This is a genomic window from Lysinibacillus sp. SGAir0095, from assembly GCF_005491425.1.
In the GTDB taxonomy this organism is placed as follows: domain Bacteria; phylum Bacillota; class Bacilli; order Bacillales_A; family Planococcaceae; genus Ureibacillus.
On record NZ_CP028083.1, the window covers coordinates 509667 to 534958 of the forward strand.

General features: G+C 36.1%; 25 protein-coding genes and 2 other annotated features. Of the genes, 19 read left to right on the plus strand and 6 right to left on the minus strand.

The genetic code is table 11. From position 1 onward, the window contains the following. Positions 1 to 29: 29 nt before the first annotated feature. From C1N55_RS02510 to C1N55_RS02520, 3 genes are all read left to right on the plus strand, one after another. Positions 30 to 578: a histidine phosphatase family protein gene (locus tag C1N55_RS02510; protein WP_137727335.1), complete on the plus strand. Its 549-nt coding sequence runs from the start codon at positions 30 to 32 to the stop codon at positions 576 to 578. A 1257-nt stretch (positions 579 to 1835) separates the two neighbouring features. Next, on the plus strand, positions 1836 to 2132 hold the full coding sequence (locus C1N55_RS02515; protein ID WP_137727336.1) for a hypothetical protein: 297 nt from the start codon (positions 1836 to 1838) through the stop codon (positions 2130 to 2132). Between the two features lie 374 nt (positions 2133 to 2506). Further along, positions 2507 to 3865, plus strand: coding sequence for an IS1182 family transposase (locus C1N55_RS02520; protein WP_137727085.1), 1359 nt, complete (start codon positions 2507 to 2509; stop codon positions 3863 to 3865). Between the two features lie 149 nt (positions 3866 to 4014). On the opposite strand, the gene C1N55_RS02525 is transcribed toward C1N55_RS02520, so the two are convergent. Continuing rightward, positions 4015 to 4449 (minus strand): Rrf2 family transcriptional regulator, encoded by a 435-nt coding sequence (locus C1N55_RS02525; protein ID WP_137727337.1) that lies wholly within the window; start codon positions 4447 to 4449, stop codon positions 4015 to 4017. 203 nt (positions 4450 to 4652) lie between these two features. On the opposite strand from C1N55_RS02525, the gene C1N55_RS02530 reads away from it, so the two are divergent. The 3 genes from C1N55_RS02530 to tyrS all read left to right on the plus strand — a co-directional run bounded on the left by C1N55_RS02530 (position 4653) and on the right by tyrS (position 7797). Beyond that, positions 4653 to 5291: an NAD(P)-dependent oxidoreductase gene (locus tag C1N55_RS02530; RefSeq protein ID WP_137727338.1), complete on the plus strand. Its 639-nt coding sequence runs from the start codon at positions 4653 to 4655 to the stop codon at positions 5289 to 5291. Between the two features lie 235 nt (positions 5292 to 5526). Beyond that, positions 5527 to 5967 (plus strand): SRPBCC family protein, encoded by a 441-nt coding sequence (locus tag C1N55_RS02535; protein ID WP_137727339.1) that lies wholly within the window; start codon positions 5527 to 5529, stop codon positions 5965 to 5967. Between the two features lie 277 nt (positions 5968 to 6244). Beyond that, positions 6245 to 6497 (plus strand) — a binding site (T-box leader). 85 nt (positions 6498 to 6582) lie between these two features. Beyond that, the gene (tyrS, locus tag C1N55_RS02540; protein WP_137727340.1) at positions 6583 to 7797 is read left to right on the plus strand and encodes a tyrosine--tRNA ligase; all 1215 of its coding nucleotides are present in this window, start codon (positions 6583 to 6585) and stop codon (positions 7795 to 7797) included. 89 nt (positions 7798 to 7886) lie between these two features. On the opposite strand, the gene C1N55_RS02545 is transcribed toward tyrS, so the two are convergent. Further along, complete coding sequence (locus C1N55_RS02545) at positions 7887 to 8714, minus strand: MerR family transcriptional regulator (RefSeq protein ID WP_137727341.1); 828 nt, start codon at positions 8712 to 8714, stop codon at positions 7887 to 7889. Between the two features lie 109 nt (positions 8715 to 8823). On the opposite strand from C1N55_RS02545, the gene norA reads away from it, so the two are divergent. Together norA and C1N55_RS02555 are read left to right on the plus strand one after the other, a co-directional pair. Further along, entirely contained in the window at positions 8824 to 10020 is a 1197-nt protein-coding gene (norA, locus tag C1N55_RS02550; protein WP_137727342.1) for a multidrug efflux MFS transporter NorA, read from the plus strand. A gap of 213 nt (positions 10021 to 10233) precedes the next feature. Then, positions 10234 to 11565: a methyl-accepting chemotaxis protein gene (locus C1N55_RS02555; protein ID WP_137727343.1), complete on the plus strand. Its 1332-nt coding sequence runs from the start codon at positions 10234 to 10236 to the stop codon at positions 11563 to 11565. Between the two features lie 94 nt (positions 11566 to 11659). On the opposite strand, the gene C1N55_RS20435 is transcribed toward C1N55_RS02555, so the two are convergent. Beyond that, positions 11660 to 11812: a hypothetical protein gene (locus tag C1N55_RS20435; protein ID WP_168193785.1), complete on the minus strand. Its 153-nt coding sequence runs from the start codon at positions 11810 to 11812 to the stop codon at positions 11660 to 11662. Positions 11813 to 12003: 191 nt separating this feature from the next. Here C1N55_RS20435 and C1N55_RS02560 point away from each other — a divergent pair, with 191 nt between their 5' ends. The 3 genes from C1N55_RS02560 to C1N55_RS02570 are packed head-to-tail and all read left to right on the plus strand — an operon-like array spanning position 12004 to position 14915. Further along, complete coding sequence (locus tag C1N55_RS02560) at positions 12004 to 12429, plus strand: hypothetical protein (RefSeq protein WP_137727344.1); 426 nt, start codon at positions 12004 to 12006, stop codon at positions 12427 to 12429. 60 nt (positions 12430 to 12489) lie between these two features. Continuing rightward, positions 12490 to 13269, plus strand: a complete 780-nt coding sequence (locus C1N55_RS02565) for an ABC transporter ATP-binding protein (RefSeq protein WP_137727345.1) — start codon at positions 12490 to 12492, stop codon at positions 13267 to 13269. A 2-nt stretch (positions 13270 to 13271) separates the two neighbouring features. After that, entirely contained in the window at positions 13272 to 14915 is a 1644-nt protein-coding gene (locus C1N55_RS02570; protein WP_137727346.1) for a hypothetical protein, read from the plus strand. A gap of 40 nt (positions 14916 to 14955) precedes the next feature. Here C1N55_RS02570 and C1N55_RS02575 read toward each other — a convergent pair whose 3' ends face one another. Further along, complete coding sequence (locus tag C1N55_RS02575; protein ID WP_137727347.1) at positions 14956 to 15591, minus strand: YczE/YyaS/YitT family protein; 636 nt, start codon at positions 15589 to 15591, stop codon at positions 14956 to 14958. 14 nt (positions 15592 to 15605) lie between these two features. Beyond that, a complete protein-coding gene (locus C1N55_RS02580; protein ID WP_137727348.1) occupies positions 15606 to 16046 on the minus strand; it encodes a GNAT family N-acetyltransferase in 441 nt (146 codons plus the stop codon). Between the two features lie 125 nt (positions 16047 to 16171). Here C1N55_RS02580 and C1N55_RS02585 point away from each other — a divergent pair, with 125 nt between their 5' ends. From C1N55_RS02585 to C1N55_RS02610, 6 genes are all read left to right on the plus strand, one after another. Then, positions 16172 to 16624, plus strand: a complete 453-nt coding sequence (locus C1N55_RS02585) for a MarR family winged helix-turn-helix transcriptional regulator (protein WP_137727349.1) — start codon at positions 16172 to 16174, stop codon at positions 16622 to 16624. A gap of 19 nt (positions 16625 to 16643) precedes the next feature. Then, a complete protein-coding gene (locus C1N55_RS02590; RefSeq protein ID WP_137727350.1) occupies positions 16644 to 17162 on the plus strand; it encodes a spermidine/spermine N(1)-acetyltransferase in 519 nt (172 codons plus the stop codon). Positions 17163 to 17283: 121 nt separating this feature from the next. After that, entirely contained in the window at positions 17284 to 17706 is a 423-nt protein-coding gene (locus C1N55_RS02595; protein WP_240758364.1) for a stage III sporulation protein AH, read from the plus strand. 263 nt (positions 17707 to 17969) lie between these two features. Continuing rightward, positions 17970 to 19796: a hypothetical protein gene (locus tag C1N55_RS02600; RefSeq protein ID WP_137727351.1), complete on the plus strand. Its 1827-nt coding sequence runs from the start codon at positions 17970 to 17972 to the stop codon at positions 19794 to 19796. Between the two features lie 189 nt (positions 19797 to 19985). Beyond that, positions 19986 to 20237, plus strand: a binding site (T-box leader). Positions 20238 to 20320: 83 nt separating this feature from the next. Further along, positions 20321 to 21676, plus strand: a complete 1356-nt coding sequence (locus C1N55_RS02605) for an amino acid permease (protein WP_137727352.1) — start codon at positions 20321 to 20323, stop codon at positions 21674 to 21676. Between the two features lie 246 nt (positions 21677 to 21922). Further along, entirely contained in the window at positions 21923 to 22453 is a 531-nt protein-coding gene (locus tag C1N55_RS02610) for an SF0329 family protein (RefSeq protein WP_137727353.1), read from the plus strand. A gap of 38 nt (positions 22454 to 22491) precedes the next feature. On the opposite strand, the gene C1N55_RS02615 is transcribed toward C1N55_RS02610, so the two are convergent. Beyond that, positions 22492 to 23196 carry a DUF421 domain-containing protein gene (locus tag C1N55_RS02615; RefSeq protein WP_137727354.1) on the minus strand — a complete coding sequence of 235 codons (705 nt, stop codon included), beginning with the start codon at positions 23194 to 23196 and terminating at the stop codon, positions 22492 to 22494. A gap of 347 nt (positions 23197 to 23543) precedes the next feature. On the opposite strand from C1N55_RS02615, the gene rpmG reads away from it, so the two are divergent. Then, a complete protein-coding gene (rpmG, locus tag C1N55_RS02620; protein ID WP_137727355.1) occupies positions 23544 to 23693 on the plus strand; it encodes a 50S ribosomal protein L33 in 150 nt (49 codons plus the stop codon). Positions 23694 to 23924: 231 nt separating this feature from the next. After that, positions 23925 to 25106 (plus strand): GTP-binding protein, encoded by a 1182-nt coding sequence (locus C1N55_RS02625; protein ID WP_137727356.1) that lies wholly within the window; start codon positions 23925 to 23927, stop codon positions 25104 to 25106. Positions 25107 to 25292: the final 186 nt, after the last annotated feature.

A 25292-nucleotide genomic window follows, 5' to 3' on the forward strand; every position in this document is an offset into this window, starting at 1 on the left:
AGTTAATAAAAGTGTGGGGGAAACTTTCAATGGGAAAACATATCTATATTGTGAGACATTGTGAAGCACAAGGGCAACCTTCAGAATCGCCTTTAACAGAAAAGGGATTTGCACAGGCTGAGACTTTATCTGACTTTCTATTAAATACTAAAATTGATCGTATAAAATCAAGTCCTTTCTTACGTGCAATTCAGTCAGTAGAACCATTAAGTAAGGGAACAAATATAGAAATAGAGTTGGATGAACGTTTAACAGAACGCCTGCTAAGTACGCTGGATTTACCTGACTGGCCTGAAAAACTCAAAGAAACTTTCGATAATTTGGAGTTGAAATTTGAGGGAGGAGAATCGAGCAAAGAAGCTATGAACCGCATTGTAAGTGTTGTAGAAGAAATCTTTCAATGTGAAGCTAAAAATACAGTCATCGTTACCCATGGAAATTTAATATCTCTACTGTTAAAGCATTATGATCACAGCTTTGGTTTTGACTCTTGGAAGAGACTTAGTAATCCTGATGTGTTTGTATTAAGTACCTCGAATAATGAAGTACAAATGAAGCGATTGTGGCGAGAAGAATAATTAAAAAGGTCCACTATCTTTCGTCAATCTATAAATCTATAAAATCACCAAAATTTCCAAGTAAGACACAAGTTATAAAAAAAACTGCATCCATTGGACGCAGTTTATTTTTTTCTAAGCAGTGTATCCCCAAGAGGAATTCCAATTACAACAACAAAAACCGTTAGAACTACCAAGGCTTCTAATATAAAAAACGCAGCTTGATCAAACATGATATCTCTCCTTCTTTTCTTAATAATTTTTACCCTATATTGTGTAATTATCCAACTTTCTATTGAAAAGTCAATCTAATAAAGCACAAAATCAGTGTGTTTTGAAATAGTTTACATCATTTCATGCGTATGTATGCAGTCGACATTTAACTAGTTGCTTCTACAAGTAACACCAAAGTTAAACTTTAAAAGTACTTTTTTGAGAGTAATGGGTATATAAAAGGGGAAAGGTGAGAAAATACTGTATTCACCTTTTCTTTACAATGCATGACCAGAGATGACTTAATGAATACTCCTAACTTTACGCAAAAGCCGGAATTTTTAACCAGGCTTTTGGCTCAAATGATTTTTTATTAAGTAAGGAAGTTACTTTAAAATAAATAATAAATAGAGAGGAAATTAAGCTGAATAAGGTTTTCAAAGTATGTCCCCCTCCACATTGAAAAATCTAGTGCTCCAGAATAACACTAAAATTATTATGGTACCCGAAAACAATTCTATTCCTCCGACTTTGTATACTTCTGTTTGTATTCATACGTATTTAGTTGCGTGTGATTGATCAATTCTAACCTCTTGTCCATAAGAAATTTCATATGTCATTAAGTCCTTTCCTAATGGAATTCAGTGACCACCATCTGTAGGCTCAACTACAAATGTAATATCTAATTTTCCTGATTTAATGATGCTAGATTAGTTGATTTGGATGTAATTTGAATCTTTTTAGATGTTTGTTTCGTATGTAATATAATGTAAAAGTAGGGAATACAAAGAAAAATAATATCTAGGACTGAGACGGTAAATTTTTATCCGTGTTCTGTTCTTTCAAAGCGAATGAACCCAATAGAACGGAAATATGAAAAATAAGGCAGCATAGACGCCGAGATTATAATGCAAGACGCAAAAAATCGTACGATAATCCGACTGGATGGTGCTTTTTTGCAGCTTACCATTTGGGGAATTGTCTATTCAGTTATAGGAACAATTGTAGTCGTGCGGATGTTTTTACGGAAAGAAAGATAGTTTTGCTTTTATAAGGAGGGATAAGGTGACTAAGATAAATAATAGAATCTTGTATTTAAGTGGCTATGGTATAGCACTTATTTTGTTTTTATATTTTGCATTGAATGGTTTAATTGCGAGTGTATTAAGCGATTCATTTCCTAATGTAAAATTTATGTTGATTCTAGCCTTAATCAATATCGTTGCTTGGACGGTAGGGTTAGGAATTCGTCGATACATAAATCGTTTCGCTAATGATCAAAGAAAACAGGTTAAAAAGACCTTTTTAGGCATGACCGTATTGAGCTGGATCGTTGTATTAATCCTCTTTTCAATTACTTGATGATCTGTATGAATGGCAGGAGATAAGTGTTGTTAGTTTGTGAAGACAATTTCTTAAACTAAAGAGTGGGTTAATCCAAAAATTATTTAACAACAAAGTAAAAAGACATTCATTTGGAATGTCTTTCAGACTGTAGACAAACTCGAATTTTCGAGTTTGCCTACAGTCTTTTTTCTTATAAAATATAGATTAGATAATTGCTTTTGAAAATAGAGTTAGTTGATTTCCGTTTCGGCGGAAGCTTTCCGCGGGCGTGGCCCAATCCTCCTCGTCGCTGTGCTCCTGCGGGGTATCGGCCGTCACGCTTGTCCCGCAGGAGTCACCGCCTACACTACAATCAACTAGTTTCTAAATATAGGTTGAGGTGATTGGATATGATGTCGAAAAATCAAATAAATGAACGGGATCAAATTGAGATGATTACAATTGAACAACTTGTACCACAGAATCATCTTGTCAGAAAGCTTGAGTCAGCTATTGATTTTTCTTTCATCTATCCACTGGTAGAACCACTGTATTCTACCCTAGGTAGACCTAGTGTAGATCCAGTTGTATTAATTAAAATGACATTTGTGCAATATGTATTTGGAATTCGTTCAATGCGTCAGACAATAAAAGAAATTGAAACCAATATGGCATATCGCTGGTTTTTAGGGTTTGGCTTTCATTCAGAAATCCCGCACTTTTCTACCTTCGGTAAAAATTATGAACGTCGATTCCAAGATACTGATATCTTTGAACAGATTTTCTATCGTATTCTTAAAGAAATTGCAGATAAGGGATTACTAAGTGCTGACCATGTCTTCATCGATTCAACTCATGTAAAAGCCAGTGCGAATAAACGTAAATTCGAAAAGAAGATTGTCCGTAAAGAGACTCGTGCATATGAAGCCAAACTTCAAGAAGAATTGAATCAAGATCGTATCGATCACGGGAAGAAGCCATTTCCACCTGATAAATTTGAAAAAGAAGAAGTGAAGGAAATTAAGCAAAGTACGACAGATCCTGAAAGTGGATACTATGTAAAAGATGAAAGAACCAAACAGTTTGCTTATTCATTCCATGCTGCAGCTGATCGGTATGGATTTATACTTGGATCGATTGTGACACCTGGGAATGTTCATGATAGTCATATGCTTCAGCCACTTGTTGAAAAGATTATGGATAAAGTGAAGAAGCCACTTGCTGTTGCTGCCGATGCTGCTTATAAAACTCCTGCGATTACTAAATTCTTATTTGACCAAGAGATTCAACCTGCACTCCCTTATACACGTCCAAAAACGAAGGATGGATTTTTACGGAAACACGATTATGTATATGACGAGTACTATGATTGCTACCTTTGTCCGGAAGGGCAAGTTCTTAAATATTCGACTACCACTAAAGAAGGTAAACGCCAGTACAAATCAAACCCTTCTCAATGTGCAACCTGTCCTTTGCTTACTCAATGTACGAATAGTAAAGATCACCGGAAAATCATTGAGCGTCATATTTGGGCAGAATATGTAGAGGAAGCGGATCATCTTCGTCATCAAAACGAGACCAAACAAATATATGCGAGACGTAAAGAGACGATTGAACGTGTCTTTGCGGATGCGAAAGAGAAGCATGGTATGCGCTGGACAACCCTACGAGGGATTAAAAAATTGTCCATGCAGGCGATGCTTACTTTTGCTGCCATGAATTTAAAGAAGCTTGCCAATTGGACATGGCAAGCTCCAGAAATGGTCTAAATTATAATACTCGAAGAGTACTTTTGACTAAAATCGGACTAAAAAATACCCAAAAGAATCTCAAAAAATACAAAAGGCTTCCAGAATGTGACCATTCTGAAGGCCTTTTGTCGACAATCTGAAAGACATTCATTTGGAATGTCTTTTTTTTAACAGATATTTTCTTTACTAGCTATATCCTTCACCACATCTTCTAAAGTAAGGCTGCTTAAGACTTTCTCCATTGCTAATTGGGCTGATGTGAATATGGGTTCAATTGTATTTTGGATGTTCTTGCCTACGGGACATTCAGGATTGGGATTATCGTGTAAAGCAAACAACTCGTTTTCCTGTACAACATTCACTGCCTTATAAACATCAAACAATGTAATATCCGATAATTCCTTTGCAAGTTCAGCTCCTGCAACTCCAGGTCTAACGATTACCAATCCGGCATTTTTCAGCATGCCCATAATTTTTCTGATTACCGCAGGATTTGTATTGACGCTTCCTGCTAAAAACTCTGAAGTGCTGACTCCATTTTTGTTTATCTCGATAAGAGCTAATAGATGAATGCCTACTGAAAATCGACTGCTAATTGACATCTTTCTCACCTTTCATAACTAGAGGTAACCTCATAATACACCTGTAATTACTTTTATTACAAGTATATTCATGCTAAATCATCCGTTCAAAATTAATAAATAAAAAGATGACCAAAGTGTTTATTGACAAATAATTTAATTGTAACTATTATAGTTACAGGTAACTGTTTTGGTTACAATTAAACTGTTAGGAGGAGTATTAAATGAAAATTGCTATTATTGGAGCAAGTGGTAAAGCAGGAAGTCTTATTTTGAAAGAAGCGGTTAATCGTGGACATGAAGTAACAGCTATTGTAAGGGATGCTGCAAAACTTGAGGATAAAAACGTATCCATTATTGAAAAAACGATATTTGAGCTTAAAACAGATGATATAAAAGAATTTGATATTGTGGTTAATGCCTTCGGAGCGCCTCTTGGCGAAGAGCAAGTACACGTAGATGCGGGTCATTCTTTAATCGAGGCACTAAAAGATACGAATACAAGAGCTATTATTGTAGGGGGAGCAGGAAGTCTTTATGTTGACGAAAACAAAACACTTACAGTAATGGAAACACCTGATTTTCCAGCTATATTTGTCCCGACTGCTAAAGGACAAGGACGTAATTTACAAGAATTACAGAAGACTTCTAATATTACATGGACATTTATTAGCCCTTCTGCGATGTTTGATGCTGAGGGAAAAAGAACGGGTGCCTATCAGTCTGGAAAAGACAATCTTTTGGTGAATTCAAAAGGTGAAAGCTATATTAGCTATGCAGACTATGCCATTGCAGTATTGGACGAAATTGAAAATCCACAGCATATAAATGAACGTTTTACAGTTGTCGGCGAAGCAGAATAACTAGTTAGAATTGATATAAATTTAAGCGTTAAATGGAGAGGCACCCTTGGATTAGAGGGTGTCTTTTGTTATTGGGTAAAATTTCGAGGAATTATAGAATCTTGTACTCTTTAAAAACAAGTTATTAGAAGAGGAAATGACTGTAAAATAATGATGTAACTTTATGCTTTTTATGTAATAATTACTTGTAGAAATGTGAATTTACAAATCATACGTAGCGGAAGTGGGGATCATTATGGCAACAGGAACACATACAGTAGAAATTCCAACAGATGTACAAGCAGTTTGGGATTATGTCAGTGATCTTGAAAAATGGGCAACAGCAGTACCAGCCTACAAAGAACATGAAATCATTAGTGAAACACAATCTATTTGGACATTTGAAGGTAATGTGAAAGGGATTAAAAAAACAATACGCGCACAGGTAGATATTACCGAATGGAATGAACCTGCCAATATTAAATTCGAACTAAAAGGCTTATCTGATAACTTTACAGGAAGCGGGCATTTTACTGCACAAGAGGCGAATGGTCATACAACAATGACATGTACAGTGGAAGTTCATGCAGGTGGATTATCAGGTGCGATGTTAACTCCTATTATTAAATGGGCGGTTCCGAAAGTAGCATCCCGTTTAACAGAATCAATTGCACGTAAAATTGCGGTATTCTCATAGTTTTATTTTGGAGACTTGCTCGCAAAACTAGGTGGGTAACCAAGGTACTAATATTTTTTTATACGAGTAAAAAGGGGGCTGTCACAAATGGACGGTCTCTTTTTTCGTTGAGCTACCCATTAAGAAAAGGGGGAGTGGAGTTAATCAATTTAATCTTTTCGTTATGGTCTAATTTTATAAATAATTTAATATTGACAAAATTTAATTTAGAGATAAAATAAATATCAATTAATATCTGCATAACGAAGATTTGTTTAACGCATTTCGGAGTATAAGAACAAAGGCTATGATAAGAAAGAGTAGCAATCATGTAAACAAACAGAAAGTTACCGGTTGATGAGAGGTGCATGTTGAACGATTGTGAATACATCTTGGAGCTGTGTACCGAATAGGATTCCTTAGTAGGCTACACCGGTTGGGCACCCGTCATCATGTGCTAAAAGTATCGTCAAATGACTGTACTTTCAAAGGTAAGTAATGTGAATTACTTATAAATTAAAGGTGGTAACACGAGATGAATCGTCCTTTTGGCTAAGCCAAAAGGGCGTTTTTTTTTATCCCTTTCTTCTTATAGAGCTTGCCATATTAGAAATAATATTCCAAGGAGATGTTAGTATGTTGGTAAAACCTGAAGAACAGCTAAAAATCATTATGAAGGGTGCGCAAACAATTGTAGACCAAGAAGAATTACTAGCAAAACTAGAAAAATCCTATAAGTCCCAAAAGCCTTTAACGATTAAATTAGGGCTGGATCCATCTGCTCCGGATATCCATTTGGGGCATGCGGTTGTCTTAAGAAAAATAAAACAAATGCAAGATTTAGGCCATCATGTCGTGATTATCATCGGTGATTTTACAGGGCGTATTGGGGATCCGACCGGAAAGGCAAAGGGACGTGTGGCTTTAAGTGATGACCAAGTTCAAGCAAATGCGAAAACATACTGTGAACAAATTTTCAAAGTCTTAGATGCGGAAAAAACAATTGTACGGTTTAACAGTGAATGGCTCTCCAAACTAACATTTGAGGAAGTGATTAAATTAGCGGCAACTACTTCAGTTGCAAGAATCTTGGAACGTGATGATTTCCAGAAACGCTACAACAATCAAGTGCCAATCGGTATTCATGAATTTTTCTACCCACTTATGCAAGCATACGATTCAGTAGAGATTAAGGCGGATATCGAATTAGGGGGTACGGATCAAACCTTTAATGTATTAATGGGGCGAACACTACAAAAGCATTGGGAATTAGAAAAGCAGGTAGCCATTTTTATGCCTTTACTGGAAGGTCTTGATGGTGTTGAAAAAATGAGCAAAAGTCTTGGGAATTACATTGGGGTAAATGAGTCGGCAGAGCGTATGTTTAAAAAGGTGATGGAAGTACCGGATCACCTAATCATAAAATACTTTGAGTTAGCGACGGATGAACACCCAGAAGAAATTGAGAAAATCAAAGCTCTTATGAAACAAGGCACAAACCCAAGAGACGTAAAATTAAAATTGGCCGAAATTATTACAAATTTATACTGTGGAGAAGAGGAAACGAAAAGAGCGATTGCCTATTTTAAAGCTGCTTTTAGTAATAAAGGAATTCCTGAAGATATTCCGGAATTATTAATTGAACTTGGAGCGGAGACGGTTCAAGATATTATTCCTCAACTTGTTGAAAAAGGGCTCGTAAATAGCAAAAGTGAATTTTTGCGGTTGATGAAACAAAATGGTGTCCAGCTCAATAAAGAAAAAATAACTGCAGATGATTTAGACCGTGTTCTCATGAACGGAGAAGTACTGCAAATTGGCAAAAAGAGATTTATACGTCTAGTAAAATAGGGGAATGATTAAATTAGTTAGTATGGAGCGATTGCATAGTTAGTGCAATCGCTTTAATACTAACAGTGTGTTGACCCAGAGGAGTCACGCTATTTCTTTTTGACTTGCATCATGATTTTGGTTACGTATTCCTCCGTATGGTTCTTTACAACGGTGTCATAAATATACTCTTCAAAAACATAATCTCCCAAGGTCAGGTTTAACTTTTCCATTTCTGAAAAAAATCGCATATAGGTATTGGGAATGGTTTTTTCATCCCCAATATGATAGCCAATGAGAAAATCTCCCTTTACTGCTTTAAAGTAGGGATGTCCTTCCTTTGGATTGGGTTGCTCAATGTATAAGTAGCTATAGTTGGAGTATTTACCCTGTATGACTTGCTCGCGTTCCGTAATACTCCCAATAGGGTATCCTGAATCAAGATGAGCTACATTCAATTCTTCGATAAAATCTGAAATGACTTCTACAAATTCTTCATCCGATATATTTTGGAATTTTCTACTCAAATACAATGTTGCTTCTGGTAATTGCTCTAGGGTAATCTCATTGAAAGCTAGCGTGGAAGCTTCTTCCATTAATGCTATTTTCGCCTCAATCATTTTTTCCTTCGCTTGAATCTCTTGACGTTTTTTCACAATCTCTTCTTTTTGTTGATACATTAACGACAAAAATCTTTCAGGCGATTTATGCTGCATATATTGTTGGATATCGTTAAGCGACATCCCAAGATCCTTTAATAAATCAATAACAAAAAATAATTCTAGTTGGTTAATCGAATAGTATCGATACCCGTTATCCTTTTTCAATAAAGGAGTTAAAAGCCCGATTTGATCATAATAAAAGAGGGTTTGTTTGTTCACCTTACAAAGCTTCGCAAATTCACCTGTTGTTAAATATTTGCCTTCTTTTTTACTCAATTTTTACAACACCACCCTTGACTATATAGTTACTATATACAATAGGATAAGACTTGTAAATAAACAAACAAAGCGAGTTTGCTTTGCTTTGTTAAGGAGAATGAAATAAATGAAGACACAGAAAATTACCTTGGGATTATTATTGATGAATTTATTCATTGCCTTTTTGGGGATTGGCTTAGTAATTCCAGTTTTACCTACATTGATGACCGAGTTAGGCATAACGGGAACAGTCGTTGGTTATTTAACGGCTGCATTTGCCATTGCCCAATTGATTATCTCGCCGTTTGCAGGGAAAGCTGCAGATAAATTCGGCAGAAAAATTATGATTGTTATTGGTTTGTTTATTTTCGGTATTTCCGAATTATTATTCGGGCTCGGAAAAGAAATCGAAGTATTATTTATCTCACGTATTTTAGGTGGTATAAGTGCAGGATTCATTATGCCAGCTGTTACAGCTTTTATTGCGGATATTACAAATTTAGATAATCGCGCCAAGGCACTGGGGTATATGTCAGCGGCCATTAGTACCGGATTTATTATCGGGCCAGGCATTGGAGGATTTCTTGCGGAATTTGGGACTCGAATTCCATTCTTCTTCGCAGGTGGTCTTGGTATCATTGCAGGATTACTTTCAGTTCTACTATTAAGAGAACCTAATCGTATAGAAGAAACTTTTGAACAGGACGAAGATGGTAAGGTGGGCATCCAACGTATTACGGCTCCAAAATATCTGATCGCGTTTATCTTAATTTTTATTGCTTCATTTGGTTTGGCGGCTTTTGAGTCGTTCTTTAGTTTATTTGTCGATCATAAGTTTGCGTTTAAACCTTCTGATATTGCGATAGTAATTACAGGGGGAGCAATATTTGGAGCAGTTGCACAAGTGATACTATTTGATCGACTTACGCGCATATGGGGAGAAATCAAACTGATTCGATACAGCTTGATATTGTCGGCAGTCCTTGTCTTTTTAATGACCGTTGTACACTCGTATTTCTCTATTTTACTTGTTACATTTATTGTTTTTGTGGGATTTGATTTGTTCCGACCTGCTGTGACATCCTATCTATCGAATATAGCTGGGAACGAACAAGGCTTCGTTGGTGGCATGAACTCGATGTTTACAAGTCTGGCGAATATCAGTGGGCCAATAATAGGGGGGATGTTATTTGATGTAGATATTAACTACCCATACTATTTTGCGACGATAATTCTTGTACTAGGTATCGTTTTAACAATGTTCTGGAAGAAGCCTGTAAGTGTTTTTTCTACTAAAGCGAAGGCGAAAACAGTGGAACTTTAATATATGAACAAAGGCGTTAATCCAAACCGGGATTAATGCCTTTTTTTAAGTGGTAATCCATTTCAATTGTACTTGCAGAGGAGTTTTAATCTTCTAACTTTTAAGGTTTTTTTAAGGTACATCCTTAATAATTAAAATCGAGTTAAGACAGTTAATACAAAATCTATTTGTTGAATGAAGTTAAACAAAAAATCTTATAGGTGGCAAAATCAAATGAAAAAAATTTCTACAAAGATTATCCTCTTATCATTATTAAATTCGGTATTGGTAGCAGTTATCAACGTAGCTGCATCGTTGGTTATGAGAAGCAGCGGCAGTGAAGCAGCTGCAACTGATTCTAGTCAAGCTGCTGTACAACAAGTGCAATCGGGATTTATGATTCCCACACCAGTTCTGTGGGGGTTGATTATTTCATTAATCATTGGTGTAGTTTTATCTTACATTTTAGGAAAATCAATCGAAAAGCCGATAGTGAAAGTGACCGAGTTTGCGGAAAAAACAGCGGATTTGAATTTGGCCGATGCAGATGATGAATTAGAAGAATTAATCAATATAAAAGATCAAACAGGCGATATGGCAAGAGCTTTATATGAAACTAGAAAAAAATTAAAGGTCATAGCATCGGAATTACAAATGGTGTCTTTAACTGTGACGAATCAATCGGACAACCTTACTAAAAATACAGGTGAAAATGTGACCGCCATCACTCAAGTAGTAACGACTATAGACCAAATGGCGGCGGGTAACGCTCAACAAGCAGAGACAATGAGCGGCATTAGCACGATGTTATCAGATGTGGTTTCACTAATAGATGAGGTTGCTACAAAAACCTCTGAAAGTGCAGAACAAGCTTATCAATCGCTGGAATCCATCAATGAAGGTCAAACAAGTGTGGATATGCAGACGAGTAAGATGGATGAAACCCTTCTTGTATCCAGTGAAGTGAATCGTTCCATAAATGAACTAAAAGGAATGATCGATCACGTTACGGGGTTTGTTGGGATTATTACTTCCATTGCCGGTCAAACGAACCTACTTGCCTTAAATGCCTCTATCGAAGCAGCGAGAGCGGGTGATGCTGGTAAAGGATTTGCCGTAGTAGCAGATGAGATAAGAAAACTGGCTGAGGAAAGTTCAAGTTCAGCAAGAGAAATAACAGCCATTATTGAAAAGACTTCCGTTATGACAGACTTAGCTGTCACGAATATAGAACATTCAAGTAAATTAGTAGATGAACAAAGAAATGGATTAAAAATCACGGAACAAGCTTTTAATAAGATAAAAAGTATGTATGAAGGAATCGTAGACGGTTTAAAGCAAACAGCAGTAGCTATGGGAACAGTTAACGGGAATTCCAAAACTGTATCTGGTCAAATTCAGGATTTAACATCACAAGCAACAGACTTTGCAGCTAGCACACAAGAAATTTCCGCAACAGGGCAGGAACAGCTAGCATCCACTGAAAGTATAGCCAATTCTGCGAAAGAATTAGATCAATTGGCAATCAAGTTGAATGAACAGATAAATAAATTCAAAATTAAGTAAGGCAGTTCTATCCGGATTATATACATACACTCATGACCTCATTCATAAAGGAGTCGGTTCAATTATTTTTGAATCGACTCCTTTAAATTTTTGGTTAAAAGTCACATTCCATTTCAGTTCTTCTGTAGGCAAAATCATAAGTCGCCTCTAGCATATAATCGCTAAGATTGACTATTTGGCTTGGATCCACACCGAAGTATCTAATTAGGAATTGCATCATATTTTGTCGTTCATTTTCCGTAATCATTTTAACACTCCTTTTATTTGATATATAACAATATATTACTAATGCATCTGATATATAACAGATTGACGCCTAGTTTAAGAAAAAACTTTTCTAATTGGATAATATTGTTATTTTTGAAACTTTTGGTAAATAGAAACGTAAGTAAGGTATGAAAGTTTATAAAGTTTCATGGATAAAGGGAGGAAAAAAGCATGAAAAAACTAATTTTACTCTTAATAGGGTTTTTGCTTTTAGCAGCTATTTTTATTTTTTATCCTGAATTCAAAACAAGAAATTTTGTGGATGCTTTTATCACAAGCTCTGATAATCTGGAGGAAGTTGTACAAGGGATGACCATTTGGGAGGATGGGGAAAACAGCATGGGCATTCTAAAGCAGGATGATGAGCAGTATGATGAAGTACTTTCTGCAATTCGTGATTGGGAAGTAAAGAGAACCCTGTTTAAAGACATGGATCATAATCAGAAAATGTACCAATTAGATATCATCCATGATGTCAAATCAATGGATTCTCTTAACATAATCATCTCAAATGATGGAATGCTTAACATCCGTGGCCAAGAATATGAGCTTGTAAATGGTAGTTCAATAGAAGAAATAATCGAAATAACGAAATAAATGGATGGCACTTTCAGGAGGCCACTGTTAGTGCACCATGAGTGAAATGGGGGTAAAACAATGCAAGAAGTCCTATTATCAATTAAGGATTTGAGAAAAAATTATGGCGCAAAGACGGTATTAAATGGTGTATCTCTTGAAGTGAAAAGAGGGGAAATCATTGGTTATATCGGGCCCAATGGAGCTGGGAAAAGTACCACCATCAAGATCCTGCTAGGCATTGAAAGTGACTACGCCGGTGAAGTGGAAATCTTTGGTCAGGATATTTCAATGGACAACATTGACTATAAAAAGAATATCGGTTATGTACCAGAAATCGCGGAACTCTACGATAATTTAACCGGACATGAGTATTTGACGTTTATCGGTGAATTATATGGTCTTGATTTTGAGCTTGCTGATTATAAGGCCAAAAGGTTAATGGAGCTGTTTGGCATTGGTGAGGTTTATCATTCTCGAATCGCTTCTTATTCAAAAGGAATGCGGCAAAAAGTACTAATTATTTCGAGCCTTTTACATAATCCGGAAATCTTGTTTTTCGATGAACCCATCAATGGTTTAGACGCAAACAGTGTGATGATCTTCAAAGAAATTATGACCCAGCTTGCATCCCAGGGGAAAACCATTTTTTATTCCTCTCACATCATGGATGTCGTTGAAAAAATAAGCAGCCGCATCATTCTTTTGCATGACGGGAAAATCGCAGCAGATGGTACTTTTGATGAGTTGAAACAGTCGAATAAGGAAGGGTCACTGGAGCAGATATTCAACGAACTAACCGGGTTTAGTGAACATAAAGATATTGGGGAAAGATTTGTCTCCGTTGTAGGGGAGATGTGAAGATGCAGGACTATGTCACACTGAAACTATTAGACCGGTTAGAGAAAGTTTTTGCAAGCCTTGGTGTCGATTACAAGGTGATGAGAAAAATCCTACAAGTAAAGCTTACGATGGATGGACGGCGTGTGCCGACGATATTCTCCCAAAATGCCAAGAAGAAAGACAAAGAACCTACTAATCAATATATAAAGTCATTATGGCTATACGTATTATTTGGCTTGATTTTTATTCCGATGATTCTTATGGGCGACAGTTATCTCTTTCAAATGAGCTTTGTTTATGGGATATTTACGTTCTTTATCATGACATCTTTGATTTCGGACTTTTCATCAGTCCTGCTTGATATTCGTGATCGAACTATTTTATACCCAAAGCCGGTTGACCGTAGAACGATTAGTATGGCGAAGCTCATGCATGTCATCATTTACTTATCTTACTTGACGATTGCACTGGTAGGAATTCCTTTGATTGTGGGACTCTTTACGAAGGGAATTTTGTTTTTCATTGTTACTGTTATCAATATCATTTTACTAGCTTTGTTGATTGTTGTGTTTACGGCCCTTATTTATTTCCTCATTTTACGTTTCTTTGACGGGGAAAAGCTGAAGGACATTATTAATTACGTTCAAATTGGATTGTCCCTGGCCATCATGATTGGTTATCAGTTACTTGGCCGTTCCTTTGAACTCTTAAACCTAACCGTCACTTTAAAACTCGAGTGGTGGCAGGTGTTTGTCTTCCCAATATGGTATGGAGCAAATACGGATTTGCTGCTGAAACAGAACTTTGAGCCAGCTACGATTATGTTTTCAGTTTTGGGGCTGCTTATGCCAATCCTAGCCATTTGGATCTATATAAAGCTAACACCTGCTTTCGAACAAAATCTTCAAAAACTTTCTTATCATGGGAAAGCGAAACAACAAAGGAATGGTAAGCTTCGCCAAGCTCTTGTGAAGGTGATTTGCCGTTCGAAAGAAGAACAAGCATTTTTCCGATTTGCCGCGTTGATGATGAAAAATGAACGCGAGTTTAAACTGAGGGTCTATCCATCATTAGGATTTTCGGTTGTCATTCCTTTAATCTTTATCTTCGGTGTATTTCGTTCTGATTTCGAAAATTTAGCGAATAGCAATTCCTATCTATCGATTTATTTTAGTTTAATCATCATTCCTACGATTATGATTGTTCTTAAATTCTCAGGAAAATATAAGGGGGCTTGGATTTATAAAGCAGCCCCATTGGAAAAGCTTGCACCTATGTTTAGTGGGACGGTTAAGTCATTTATTGTTAACCTCTATTTGCCAATTTACTTGCTTCTGAGTATCCTATTTGTTTTCCTATTTGGGACTAGGATTTTGCCGGATTTGATCGTCGTATTTCTACATGCATGCATTTACGCGGTGGTCTGCTTTATGCTTCTAAAGAAATCCATCCCGTTTTCACAATCCTTTGATGAGTTCAATCAAAACGGCACGGGTATCATCATCTTCGGCTTAATGCTGATTGTTGGATTACTTGCCGGACTTCACTACTTAAGTACCTTGTACACTTATGGCATCTATCTTTATTTAGTGGTTGCTATTGTTGGCCTGGTGATTCTTTGGAAACAAGCATTTAAGATAACGTGGGAAAAGATTTATGAGTAAATGAAAACGCTGTTGATTTTAAAATCGACAGCGTTTGTTTTTATTTTATATTAAATGTTTTTTTATCTTTAAAACTTAAGTACGATAGCGAGTGTTCTATTACCTTTTTGGTAACGGGCATAAAGTAATTAAGGATTAACCCACCGAAACAAACCGTTAATAGAGTGCCGATGCCAATTGGTCCACTAAATATCATCGCCATCATCAAGAATACAAGATAAATGAATGTTCTTGAAACAAAAAGATTTGTTCTAGTTAATTCCTGAATGATTAATGTTAAACGATCAACTGGAATAGGGGCAAAATTTGTTTGTAAATAGAAGGCGGTCCCTAATCCTGTAATCACTAAGCCGATCCCAAAACAAATTCCCTTACTGTACCATTGTCCGGGCGTAATGGAATTTTGTAATAAAAAAAGCCACACATCAATACCAATTCCCGTGATAAAGGCTGTTAGTAACCCCAAAAGCTCTGGCCGCTGTCTCTTTAAAATGGAATTGCAGCAGATCAAGACAAAGGCGATGATGATTTCCCAGCTTCCCACAGTAAGTCCCACATTGATGGACAGTCCGACCAAAAGTGCATCAAAAGGTGAAGTACCAAGATCTGATTGGATAGTGAGGGAGATACCAAGGGTTAATAGTAGAATTCCAATGACATAAAATACATATTTCACTTTACCACTAGACATTATTTACTCGACAAATCTTTGAGCATTAAAATATGAGGAATGCCGTCTTCCATAAAGATATCAGAAACAGTACGATAACCAAGTTTTGCATAAAAACCTTCTGCATGCGTTTGCCCATGTAATTTAACCTGTGATGAACCATGCTCTTCTGCAATGTCTTCTAATGCTTTAATAATGACTTTACCGAGACCAAATTTACGGTAAGGCTTAAGGATGCAGATTCGTTCCAATTTACCAATGCCATCAACAAACCGAATTCTTCCCGTCCCAACTGGTTGTTCATTGTAATGGACTAGGATGTGTTCGCAAAGTCCATTTAGAAGATCAAATTGGTCGAACTCATCTTCTAGTGGCACGCCTTGTTCTTTTACAAATACTTCTTTCCTTATGGCAAATGCGATGTCTAAATCTTCATTATTCGTAATACTTTTTACGTTCATTTTTATCAATCCTTTTCATTCATTTGGTTATCGTTATTGTTGCATTTACAACAAAATTGAATTAAGTTTAATATATACTACATTTTGTTGCATTTGCAACAAAATTATAAAATAAGGAGTTCATTATGAAGGAAATTCTTCGCGAAATTGGGATGATTGCAAGGGCACTGGATTCAATCAGCAATATTGAGTTTAAAGAATATGATCTGACAAAAGGGCAGTATTTGTACCTTGTCCGAATATGTGAAAGCCCAGGAATCATTCAGGAAAAGCTAGCTGAGATGATAAAAGTAGATCGAACAACAGCAGCTCGGGCTATAAAAAAACTGGAGAGTAACGGCTTTGTTGAAAAGAAAGATGATGAAACGAACAAAAAAATAAAGAAGCTGTTTCCAACCGAAAAAGGGAAACAAGTCTACCCATTTATAAAAAGAGAACACGATTATTCCAATCTTGTTGCATTAGAGGGATTTTCTGAAGAGGAAGTAGAGTCTATTTTCAATCTTCTTCAAAGAGTAAGAAACAATGTAGAAAAAGACTGGGAATTTGTCAAAAAAGGGAACAAGCGGGAGTACTGAATACAGGGGGCTAATATTTATGACGATAAGAACTAAACAATGTACGATGGATGACTTACAAACACTTCAAGAAGTAAGTATTGAAACATTCAACGAAACCTTTAAAGATCAGAATTCACCTGAAAATATGAAAGCTTATTTGGAAAGAGCATTTAGCTTAGAACAATTAGAAAGAGAATTATCTAACAGATATTCGCAATTCTTATTTGTTTATTTTGATAATGAAGTTGCTGGGTATTTAAAGGTAAATCGTAATGATGCCCAATCAGAGAAAATGGGCGAACAATCGCTGGAAATCGAAAGGATCTATATCAAGAGTCAATTTCAAAAACATGGGCTCGGGAAATATCTGCTAAATCAAGCGATTGAAATAGCAAACGAACTTCATAAAAAGGAAATCTGGCTGGGTGTTTGGGAGAAAAATGAAAATGCCATTGCTTTTTATAAGAAAATGGGATTTGTTCAAACGGGAACCCACTCATTTTATATGGCGGAAGAGGAACAGCTTGATTATATAATGACGAAAACACTCCTATAATTTCTTTATCTGAGTATGGTAGAATATGGTTATGTGAGTCATAATAATTTATACTAAACGATACGTTTTGTACAAAAATGTATTGCTTCTTTTTCTATAAAGGTAGGGGGTGGGGGCTAAAATGCTGATGATGACAGAAAATGTAAAGGGAAAACGATATCGAAAGCTTATTGAACTACTCGCAAGAAGGTGTAATCGTTTTGCCTTTGTGGAGAACAGACAATTAATGGAGGATGAAGCATCCAGGCTAGCCTACGTGGACCAACTAATTGAAACGATTAAAGAACAGCTGATTGAAAGAAAGGTTCAACGACAGTGGGAGACAACAGCCCTTGGCGAAGATACAGCTTATGTTTTTTATTTTCAATTAAATAACGCAACAACACAATTTCTAAAGGAACACTCCGACTCGCTTTTCGACTGGATTACCCCAGAATTACCTGAGGATTTAATGTTTTATCAAGACGATCAGTGCTTATTAGCTGCTTGTTCACACGAAGGTTTCTTCTTGGTTGATGAATCGATATGGAATCTTTTGAATTAAAATCGGGTGATGCTATGAATTTGAAATTAGTATTTTACCCATTAATCGTATTTGTGATCTTGCTGGTTGTTCGGATTTTAAAATGCTCCATGTCACATGAATATTAGAAAAAGGATCTTTTATTTGGAAAAAGGGTACATCCCAAATAATAGAGAAAGTAATAAACGACTAAGTTTCGATGGTGAAGCTGGAGCTGGAGCTATCTTTTATTAATTGGTTCATAGTTTCTTAAAGTATAAGGAATAGAGAAAAGGAGATACCTGATGGGATTTAAAGAAGAATTTAAACGAGAAATGCGCAATGCTAAAAATGATGCGGCAAAAGAGGTCGACAAATATTGGGCCATTCATTTTGAAGGACATAAAATAGAGATACATAATAAGTTGCTGGAGGAAACTTTGCTTGTCGATGGTCGTGTTATTGCCAGCAAAAAACGCCAATCCATCTGGTCACACTTGGCTCCGTATTCAACATTGTCGGGTTCATTTCAAACTGAAGACGGTAAGCATCATAAAGTGCATGTGAAAATAGGTGGGATGGTCCGTTTAAATATTACAGTGAAGGTTAATGGACAAGTAATTTTGAAGGAAGCAGTAAAGCTTGAGTTTTTGCCATGGACAAACAAAGAATTTATAGTTCCATATCTTGAGCAGCAGATACGAGAACATCAAAAGATGATGCATTCAGATTTACCCGATGATGCTTATTTAGTCGATGAAAATCACCCAAAGCTGACTCCAGGGTTATCTGATCGGTTAATTTCCGAAGGAGTGACTCCATTCTATACAAAAAAACTCCTCAAATTATTTATGGAGCAAGTAGAAAATCCAACGAATCAAACACGAAAAGCAACCTATGAAAAAATTAAAGACGAGAAGGTAATTAGCTATTTCCAAGAGCTAATTGAACTGTTTGTGCAAGAGGAAAAGAATGAGCAGCGGGTGCAGCAAGAAGCAATCTGGTTGCTTGAACACGCAGCCCATCGAGAAGTAGTGAAATTTGCCATTATTATTCTAGGGTGCACGAATTGTGAGGGCTTAAAGGAACGGCTACAAATGCTTGCTTTACACGAAGAATTTACAGGTGTCGCTCTTTTTGCATTGAAAAATGGGACAAGCAATGCGAATGATGCAATTTGGCAAATCGCCAAGTCAGTGAATGGCTGGGGAAAGATTGAAGCTATTGAGTTTTTAGAGCCTGATACAGAGGAAATTCGACTTTGGTTTTTAACGGAAGGTACACAAAATACTGTCATGAACAGTTACTCTTCACTAACTTGTGCTGAAAAAGGGAAGCTCGATATACTGCTGCATGAACCGGATATCTCAGAAGAGTTATTTATCGGTGCAGGTGAAATTATTTTAGGTCTATTGGGAGAAGCGTCGCATCAAGCAATTGATGGATATGAATATGCTGGACAGGTGTTCATGCGATATACCTATCATGCGAAAACACATTATAGGAATCTGGAGCAATTTTATATCCTGACTCAAATAGCTGAGTATATGGACGAGAGTGATGAAACATGGGAGGAACGATATGCCACAAATTGGCGGCCTCATGAACGACATGCCGTACAGGAGGCAATTGAAGAAATTGCGAAAAACCCACTTTGGGTACAGCAAGCATGGGCAATCCTCCATTCTGAAGAAACAAATGATATAAAGGCATTAGCGGTTGCCCAGCATTTTAAATTGGACATCACAGAGCTGTTGTTGGAAAAGCTAAAAAAAGAGCCCAATAATTTAGCGTATCATCTGGCTATTATTGCGACACAAGATCAAAAAGTGATAGAAGCACTAGTTGCATCAATGGATCGTTTTGACTCATTCGAAAATCTAACAGAAGATGAACACTATATGATTATTACTTTATTAGAGGCATTAAAGGAATTTGAGGGTACGGGGCTTCATTTTATTGAAAAAGGTTTACGTTCAGGGGATCCAAGTATTCAATATTTTGCTTTAAGCACTCTTGAAGTACAAGACAAAATGTATTGGCAACCGGAACTAGTCGAAGGAATCAAAGAAATTGCCAGTAAGTCAAAAGATAAAGAGAATCGTGAATTAGCAAAGGAACTAATATCTTAGGAATCATCCTATGCACTGAAAAAAGTCTAGTAACCTTTAGGCTGGCTTCCTCGTAGCGAAGCTGTCGCCATAAGTCTATTGTTGATAATATTCAAAATTTTAATTGACAAACTTAAATAAATCGATAGAATTGTAAATAATCAATATTTGCATAACGAAGATTTGTTTAAAACATCTCGGAATATAAGAATAAAGGCTATGATAAGAAATAGTAGCGATCATGTAAACAGACAGAAAGTTACCGGTTGATGAGAGGTGCATGTTGAACGATAGCGAATTCATCTTGGAGCTGTGTACCGAATAGGATTCCTTAGTAGGCTACACCGGTAAAGCACCCGTCATCATGTGCTGAAGTATCGTCATTTGGCTGTACTTACTAAGATAAGTAATGGAAGTTGCTTATGAATTTAAGGTGGTAACACGAGTAGAATCGTCCTTTTGGTTAATCCAAAAGGGCGTTTTTTTTATCTTTTTTTCTTATTGAACGTGCAATATTAGAAGTAGATTCAAGGAGGTAATATTGATTGAACAAGGTTGATAAAAGCAAGAAACTGCAACGAGGTTTAGAAAATAGGCATATTCAGTTAATAGCACTTGGAGGTTCCATCGGTGTAGGACTGTTCTATGGCTCAAGTGCGACCATTCAAATGGCTGGCCCATCTATTTTATTGTCCTATTTAGTAGGGGGATTGGTGATTTTCACCATTATGAGGGCGCTGGGAGAAATGGCAGTAGAGGAACCGGTGTCAGGTTCATTTAGTACATATGCAAATAAATATTTAGGTCCATTTGCAGGATATCTAACTGGATGGACGTATTGGTTTATGTGGATAGTCGTGGGAATGGCGGAAATAACGGTTGTTGGTGTCTATGTAAATTACTGGTATCCGGATGTTCCACAATGGCTGACAGCACTTGTTGTCCTGATTCTCATTACATTGGTCAATCTAGCAAATGTAAAAGCATTTGGAGAGTTTGAATTTTGGTTTGCGATGATTAAAATTGTCGCCATTATCGGAATGATTGTGCTTGGTTTAGGCATCATCTTACTGGGAATTGGAAATAGCGGTCAGCCAATCGGGTTTGATAATCTGTGGATTCATGGTGGCTTCATGCCAAATGGAATAGAAGGTATTTTATTGTCATTGGTTCTTGTCATGTTTTCCTTCGGTGGAGTAGAATTGGTCGGAATTACGGCTGGAGAGGCAAAAAATCCGCAAAAATCAATTCCATCGGCGATCAATAATGTCGTCTTTCGAATATTAATTTTTTACATTGGTGCATTAGGCATCATGATGATTTTATATCCATGGAACGAAATTGGGATGAATGGCAGCCCATTTGTATTAATCTTTGATAATGTTGGAATACCCGGAGCTGCCCATATTATTAACTTTGTTGTCATAACAGCAGCATTGTCGGCTTTCAATAGCGGCTTATTCAGTTCAGGAAGAATGCTATACAATTTATCGCTTCAAAATAACGGGCCAAAGTATTTCGGCAAACTATACAAGAATGGAAGTCCAAGACGTGGAATCCTGTTTTCATCACTCTTTTTATTAGTGGCAGTCGTCTTGAATTATATTGTTCCTGAAAAAGTATTCTTGTATATCTCTGCAGTCGCAACGGTTGCGGTGATTACCAGCTGGACTATCATTTTAATAACACAATTGAAATTTAGAAAATCCAAAACTCAAGAGGAAGTCGAAAAACTAAAATTCAAGGTGCCTTTATATCCTATTACAACTTATTTAGCATTGATCTTTTTAGCATTTGTCATCGTCTTAATGGCATTTATACCGGACATGCGAGTTGCACTATTTGTAGCACCAATCTGGTTTATCATTCTTTACATCGGATATAAAATGAAATCAAAATAATTCTGCAAAAGGGCCCATCTTAAAAAGTTTGTGATGGTGAAGTGATTGCAAGAATACTTATTATTGTGGATATTGATTAGAATCTTAAAGCTTTGCTTATGTATCGTTGACTGTCCTTGTGGTTTGATAGGTAGGCTGGTACATTAGCAAAGTAAAATAGTTTCACTATTCGCGAGACGATTCTTGAAAAATAAGGATTGTCTCGTATTTTTAAATAAAGGAAACAGGTCAAGAGGAAGTGGATAATTGCTATATCAGCCTAAATGGAGTAAAGCAAAGAAACGTTTAAAGAGTTTGGTTTGTGAACCCTTGCGTTCAAGAGTTGATTTTCAAGTCATTAATTATCGTAAAGCTCATGACCAATTAGGACGAGCGGTAATTACTGTCGATAAACAGGAAAAACTAAGTATGTGTACAATTACAGCTGAAAGACAAGAGTATTACCGAAAAAGAAAGATTAGGCTAGAATCGAACAATTTCGACTTTGAGCATGTTGAGATTAATAGAGATATACAGGAGCAAGCACATCAACAATTAAAAAAAGAAGGCATCTATGGACAATACGATTTCTTTACGGCACTAGAACTATTTTTCAATTCGCCAATTGAAGTCTCTTTAAACTCTTCAGATAGTCTGATTAAAATACTCTGTTTGTTAGACCGACGAGTGGGAAAAAGAACCTTACGAAATATGAGAGAAGCGATTTTAGAAGAACGTGAAGTAGTAAGATATTTTTATCATTTACGGTGTCAGGCAGAAAAAATAAGTGTCTCCTAACTTTGTTCTCTAAAATAAGATTTAATTGGCAGATTCCATTATTTGTACAGGAAAACCTGCAAGTGATCATATCGATCAACTGTTGCTAACAGGACATCTTTAATTTCTACTTTATATGTGGATGCAATACTATTTTTCAGCCAATCCTCAGTAAACTTTGAGTTGCTTAATTCATGCTTATCAATTTTTCCTTCTTTAATAATGACGGAAGGGAGGGAAAATAGTTCAGGTGCTAGCTTCATATCTGCTCGCGTGGGAGTTTGGTGTTGCGGATATAAAAAACTTGAAATAGTTCCGTCCGGCTCCCATAATGCGAGTGCAACTTTTTGAATATCCTCTACCTTTTCTTTTCTTAGTTCTGATAAAAGAAAGTCAACAGAAATCCTTACCTTTCGTAAGTTGGCGGAAACGATTTGCCCATTTTTAATAAGTGGAATCGGAGAAGGGTCCATAAAATGTCGAAACGGTATCCATTTCAGACTCAAATATACCCCGCATAAATACAAAATGATTAAAACTGTCAAGGTAATCATGGAACCTGTTAACCCTAATCCTTCATCAGACAGGGGATGAGCAATAATATTACCAAGAGTTATCGCCATAGTAAAATCGAGTAACCCCAGCTGTGCAATGGAACGCTGCCCCATAATTTTTGTCGCAAAGAGTAAAAAGAAAAAAGTAATGACCGCTCTTAGAATCCATTGAATTGCGGTAAGCGATTCTTGCCCATAAAAGAAGTCCACAACAATACATCCTTCCTCATTAAATCTTCATATATTATCTCCTATCACATCATTGTTATGTATTAGTCTCAAACGGTTATTTGCCACGCGCATCGACTAAAAAATTAATTCCACTTGTAGGCGCAATTCAGCAAGAAGAATTGTGCTTTTTCTTTTGGTAAAGCAAAATAGTTGAGCAACTATTAAAGGATATTTTTGTAAGATGCTTAAAGGTGAACTTACAAAAATGTAGCGTTTAGTCAAAAGGGAAATTTAAGAATATCAATATTAACTTAGTTCTTGACGTTTGAAATTTTTAAGCGTACTATATAAATCGTAATCATTACTATTTACGGAGAGTGAAAATTATGAGAGTAAATATTACTTTAGCTTGTACAGAAACTGGAGATCGAAATTATATTACGACTAAAAGTAAGCGTAATAACCCCGAAAGAATTGAACTGAAAAAATATTGCCCACGTCTAAAGCGCGTAACGCTTCATAGAGAAACAAAGTAGTCCTTAAAAACATCTTTATAAGAATTTAAGCTTTTACAGTTAACTTCTTATAAAGATGTATTTATGAGACTTAAACTAAAGATTTTTTAGATAGATACCGATTGGAGTCTATTAGGAAATCCGTTTAATTTGTAGGAAGTGAGACAGTAGGAAAAAAACGTAGAGATAATAATTTTAAATGAACTTAGAAATTCTACAAATAAAAAATAGAAATATAGAAGAGGTATTAAAATGAATAAAATCCCTGTTACCGTTTTAAGCGGTTACTTAGGTGCCGGAAAAACCACTATTCTAAATAATTTATTGGCAAATCGAGAAGGAAAGAAAATCGCTGTAATAGTTAATGACATGAGTGAGATTAATATTGATTCACAATTAATCAACGAACAAGGGTTTTCACGTACAACAGAGAAATTAGTGGAACTGACTAATGGCTGTATTTGCTGTACATTGCGTGAGGATTTACTTATTGAAGTAGAGAAATTAGTAGAGCAAGGTAATATTGATTCTATTGTGATTGAATCTACAGGTATTAGTGAGCCCATTCCTGTGGCACAAACATTTAGCTATATTGATGAAGAAACAGGAATTGATTTAACACCATATTGTAAACTTGATGCCATGATAACTGTAGTTGATGCAAATCGCTTCTGGGAAGACTATGAAAGTGGAGAAACTTTATTAGAAAGAAAACAAACGGATGATAAGAATGATCAGCGTGATGTTTCCGATTTATTAATTGACCAAATAGAATTTGCGAATATCATTTGTATTACTAAATCTGATTTAGTTACACCGGAGTATCTGGATACATTAAAAGCTTTTTTACTAAGATTAAATCCAGATGCAGAGCAATATATTGTTAATAATGGTGTAGTTAATAGTGATTTATTATTAGAACGTAATTTGTTTGATTTTGATAAGGCAAGCCAAGGTGCTGGATGGATTAAAGAACTGAATGAAGAACATGTCCCAGAAACAGAAGAGTATGGTATTTCATCTTTTGTATATCGTAGAAGACGTCCATTCCATCCAGAAAGATGGTATCAATGGCTAGATAATCTGCCGGCAGAAATAGTGCGAGCGAAAGGGTTTTTCTGGTTAGCAACACGTACGATGCCTGGTATTATCTCCCAAGCTGGTTCATCGATACAATTTCAAGGTGCAGGCGAGTGGATTGTCGATTTACCAAAAGAGGAGCAAGAGATTGAATTGAAAAATGATCCAAGCCTAATTAACCGATGGGATGCCAAATATGGAGATAAACTGACTGAAATTGTACTTATTGGTATAGATATAACCCGAGAAATCATAGAGCAGCAATTAGACAAATGCTTATTAACCAATGAAGAAATGAAAAGTGATTGGACAAAGCTAAAAGATCCATTACCTAATTTTGTTATAGCAGATTGATTAAACTATAATGATAGATACGTGGTTTATTATCAATTTTATATAGTAGGATGATTGCTTAATGATAGCGTGCATCCTACTTTTTACTTTTATAGCCTAGTATTCTTCTTATTGAGCAGTTAGAATTCTACCGAAGAATAGTTCTCTTTTCCTCATCAAGACTAGTTTCAAAAATACTAATTGGAC

Bases quoted from the DNA above. Each gene is read 5' to 3' on its own strand.
- tyrS (WP_137727340.1), top strand. From the start codon at position 6,583: ATGTTGGTAAAACCTGAAGAACAGCTAAAAATCATTATGAAGGGTGCG.
- norA (WP_137727342.1), top strand. From the start codon at position 8,824: ATGAAGACACAGAAAATTACCTTGGGATTATTATTGATGAATTTATTC.
- C1N55_RS02520 (WP_137727085.1), top strand. From the start codon at position 2,507: ATGATGTCGAAAAATCAAATAAATGAACGGGATCAAATTGAGATGATT.
- C1N55_RS02510 (WP_137727335.1), top strand. From the start codon at position 30: ATGGGAAAACATATCTATATTGTGAGACATTGTGAAGCACAAGGGCAA.
- C1N55_RS02535 (WP_137727339.1), top strand. From the start codon at position 5,527: ATGGCAACAGGAACACATACAGTAGAAATTCCAACAGATGTACAAGCA.
- rpmG (WP_137727355.1), top strand. From the start codon at position 23,544: ATGAGAGTAAATATTACTTTAGCTTGTACAGAAACTGGAGATCGAAAT.
- C1N55_RS02525 (WP_137727337.1), bottom strand. From the start codon at position 4,449: ATGTCAATTAGCAGTCGATTTTCAGTAGGCATTCATCTATTAGCTCTT.
- C1N55_RS02590 (WP_137727350.1), top strand. From the start codon at position 16,644: ATGACGATAAGAACTAAACAATGTACGATGGATGACTTACAAACACTT.
- C1N55_RS02560 (WP_137727344.1), top strand. From the start codon at position 12,004: ATGAAAAAACTAATTTTACTCTTAATAGGGTTTTTGCTTTTAGCAGCT.
- C1N55_RS02530 (WP_137727338.1), top strand. From the start codon at position 4,653: ATGAAAATTGCTATTATTGGAGCAAGTGGTAAAGCAGGAAGTCTTATT.
- C1N55_RS02570 (WP_137727346.1), top strand. From the start codon at position 13,272: ATGCAGGACTATGTCACACTGAAACTATTAGACCGGTTAGAGAAAGTT.
- C1N55_RS02585 (WP_137727349.1), top strand. From the start codon at position 16,172: ATGAAGGAAATTCTTCGCGAAATTGGGATGATTGCAAGGGCACTGGAT.
- C1N55_RS02580 (WP_137727348.1), bottom strand. From the start codon at position 16,046: ATGAACGTAAAAAGTATTACGAATAATGAAGATTTAGACATCGCATTT.
- C1N55_RS02600 (WP_137727351.1), top strand. From the start codon at position 17,970: ATGGGATTTAAAGAAGAATTTAAACGAGAAATGCGCAATGCTAAAAAT.
- C1N55_RS02565 (WP_137727345.1), top strand. From the start codon at position 12,490: ATGCAAGAAGTCCTATTATCAATTAAGGATTTGAGAAAAAATTATGGC.
- C1N55_RS02625 (WP_137727356.1), top strand. From the start codon at position 23,925: ATGAATAAAATCCCTGTTACCGTTTTAAGCGGTTACTTAGGTGCCGGA.
- C1N55_RS02595 (WP_240758364.1), top strand. From the start codon at position 17,284: ATGCTGATGATGACAGAAAATGTAAAGGGAAAACGATATCGAAAGCTT.
- C1N55_RS02555 (WP_137727343.1), top strand. From the start codon at position 10,234: ATGAAAAAAATTTCTACAAAGATTATCCTCTTATCATTATTAAATTCG.
- C1N55_RS20435 (WP_168193785.1), bottom strand. From the start codon at position 11,812: ATGATTACGGAAAATGAACGACAAAATATGATGCAATTCCTAATTAGA.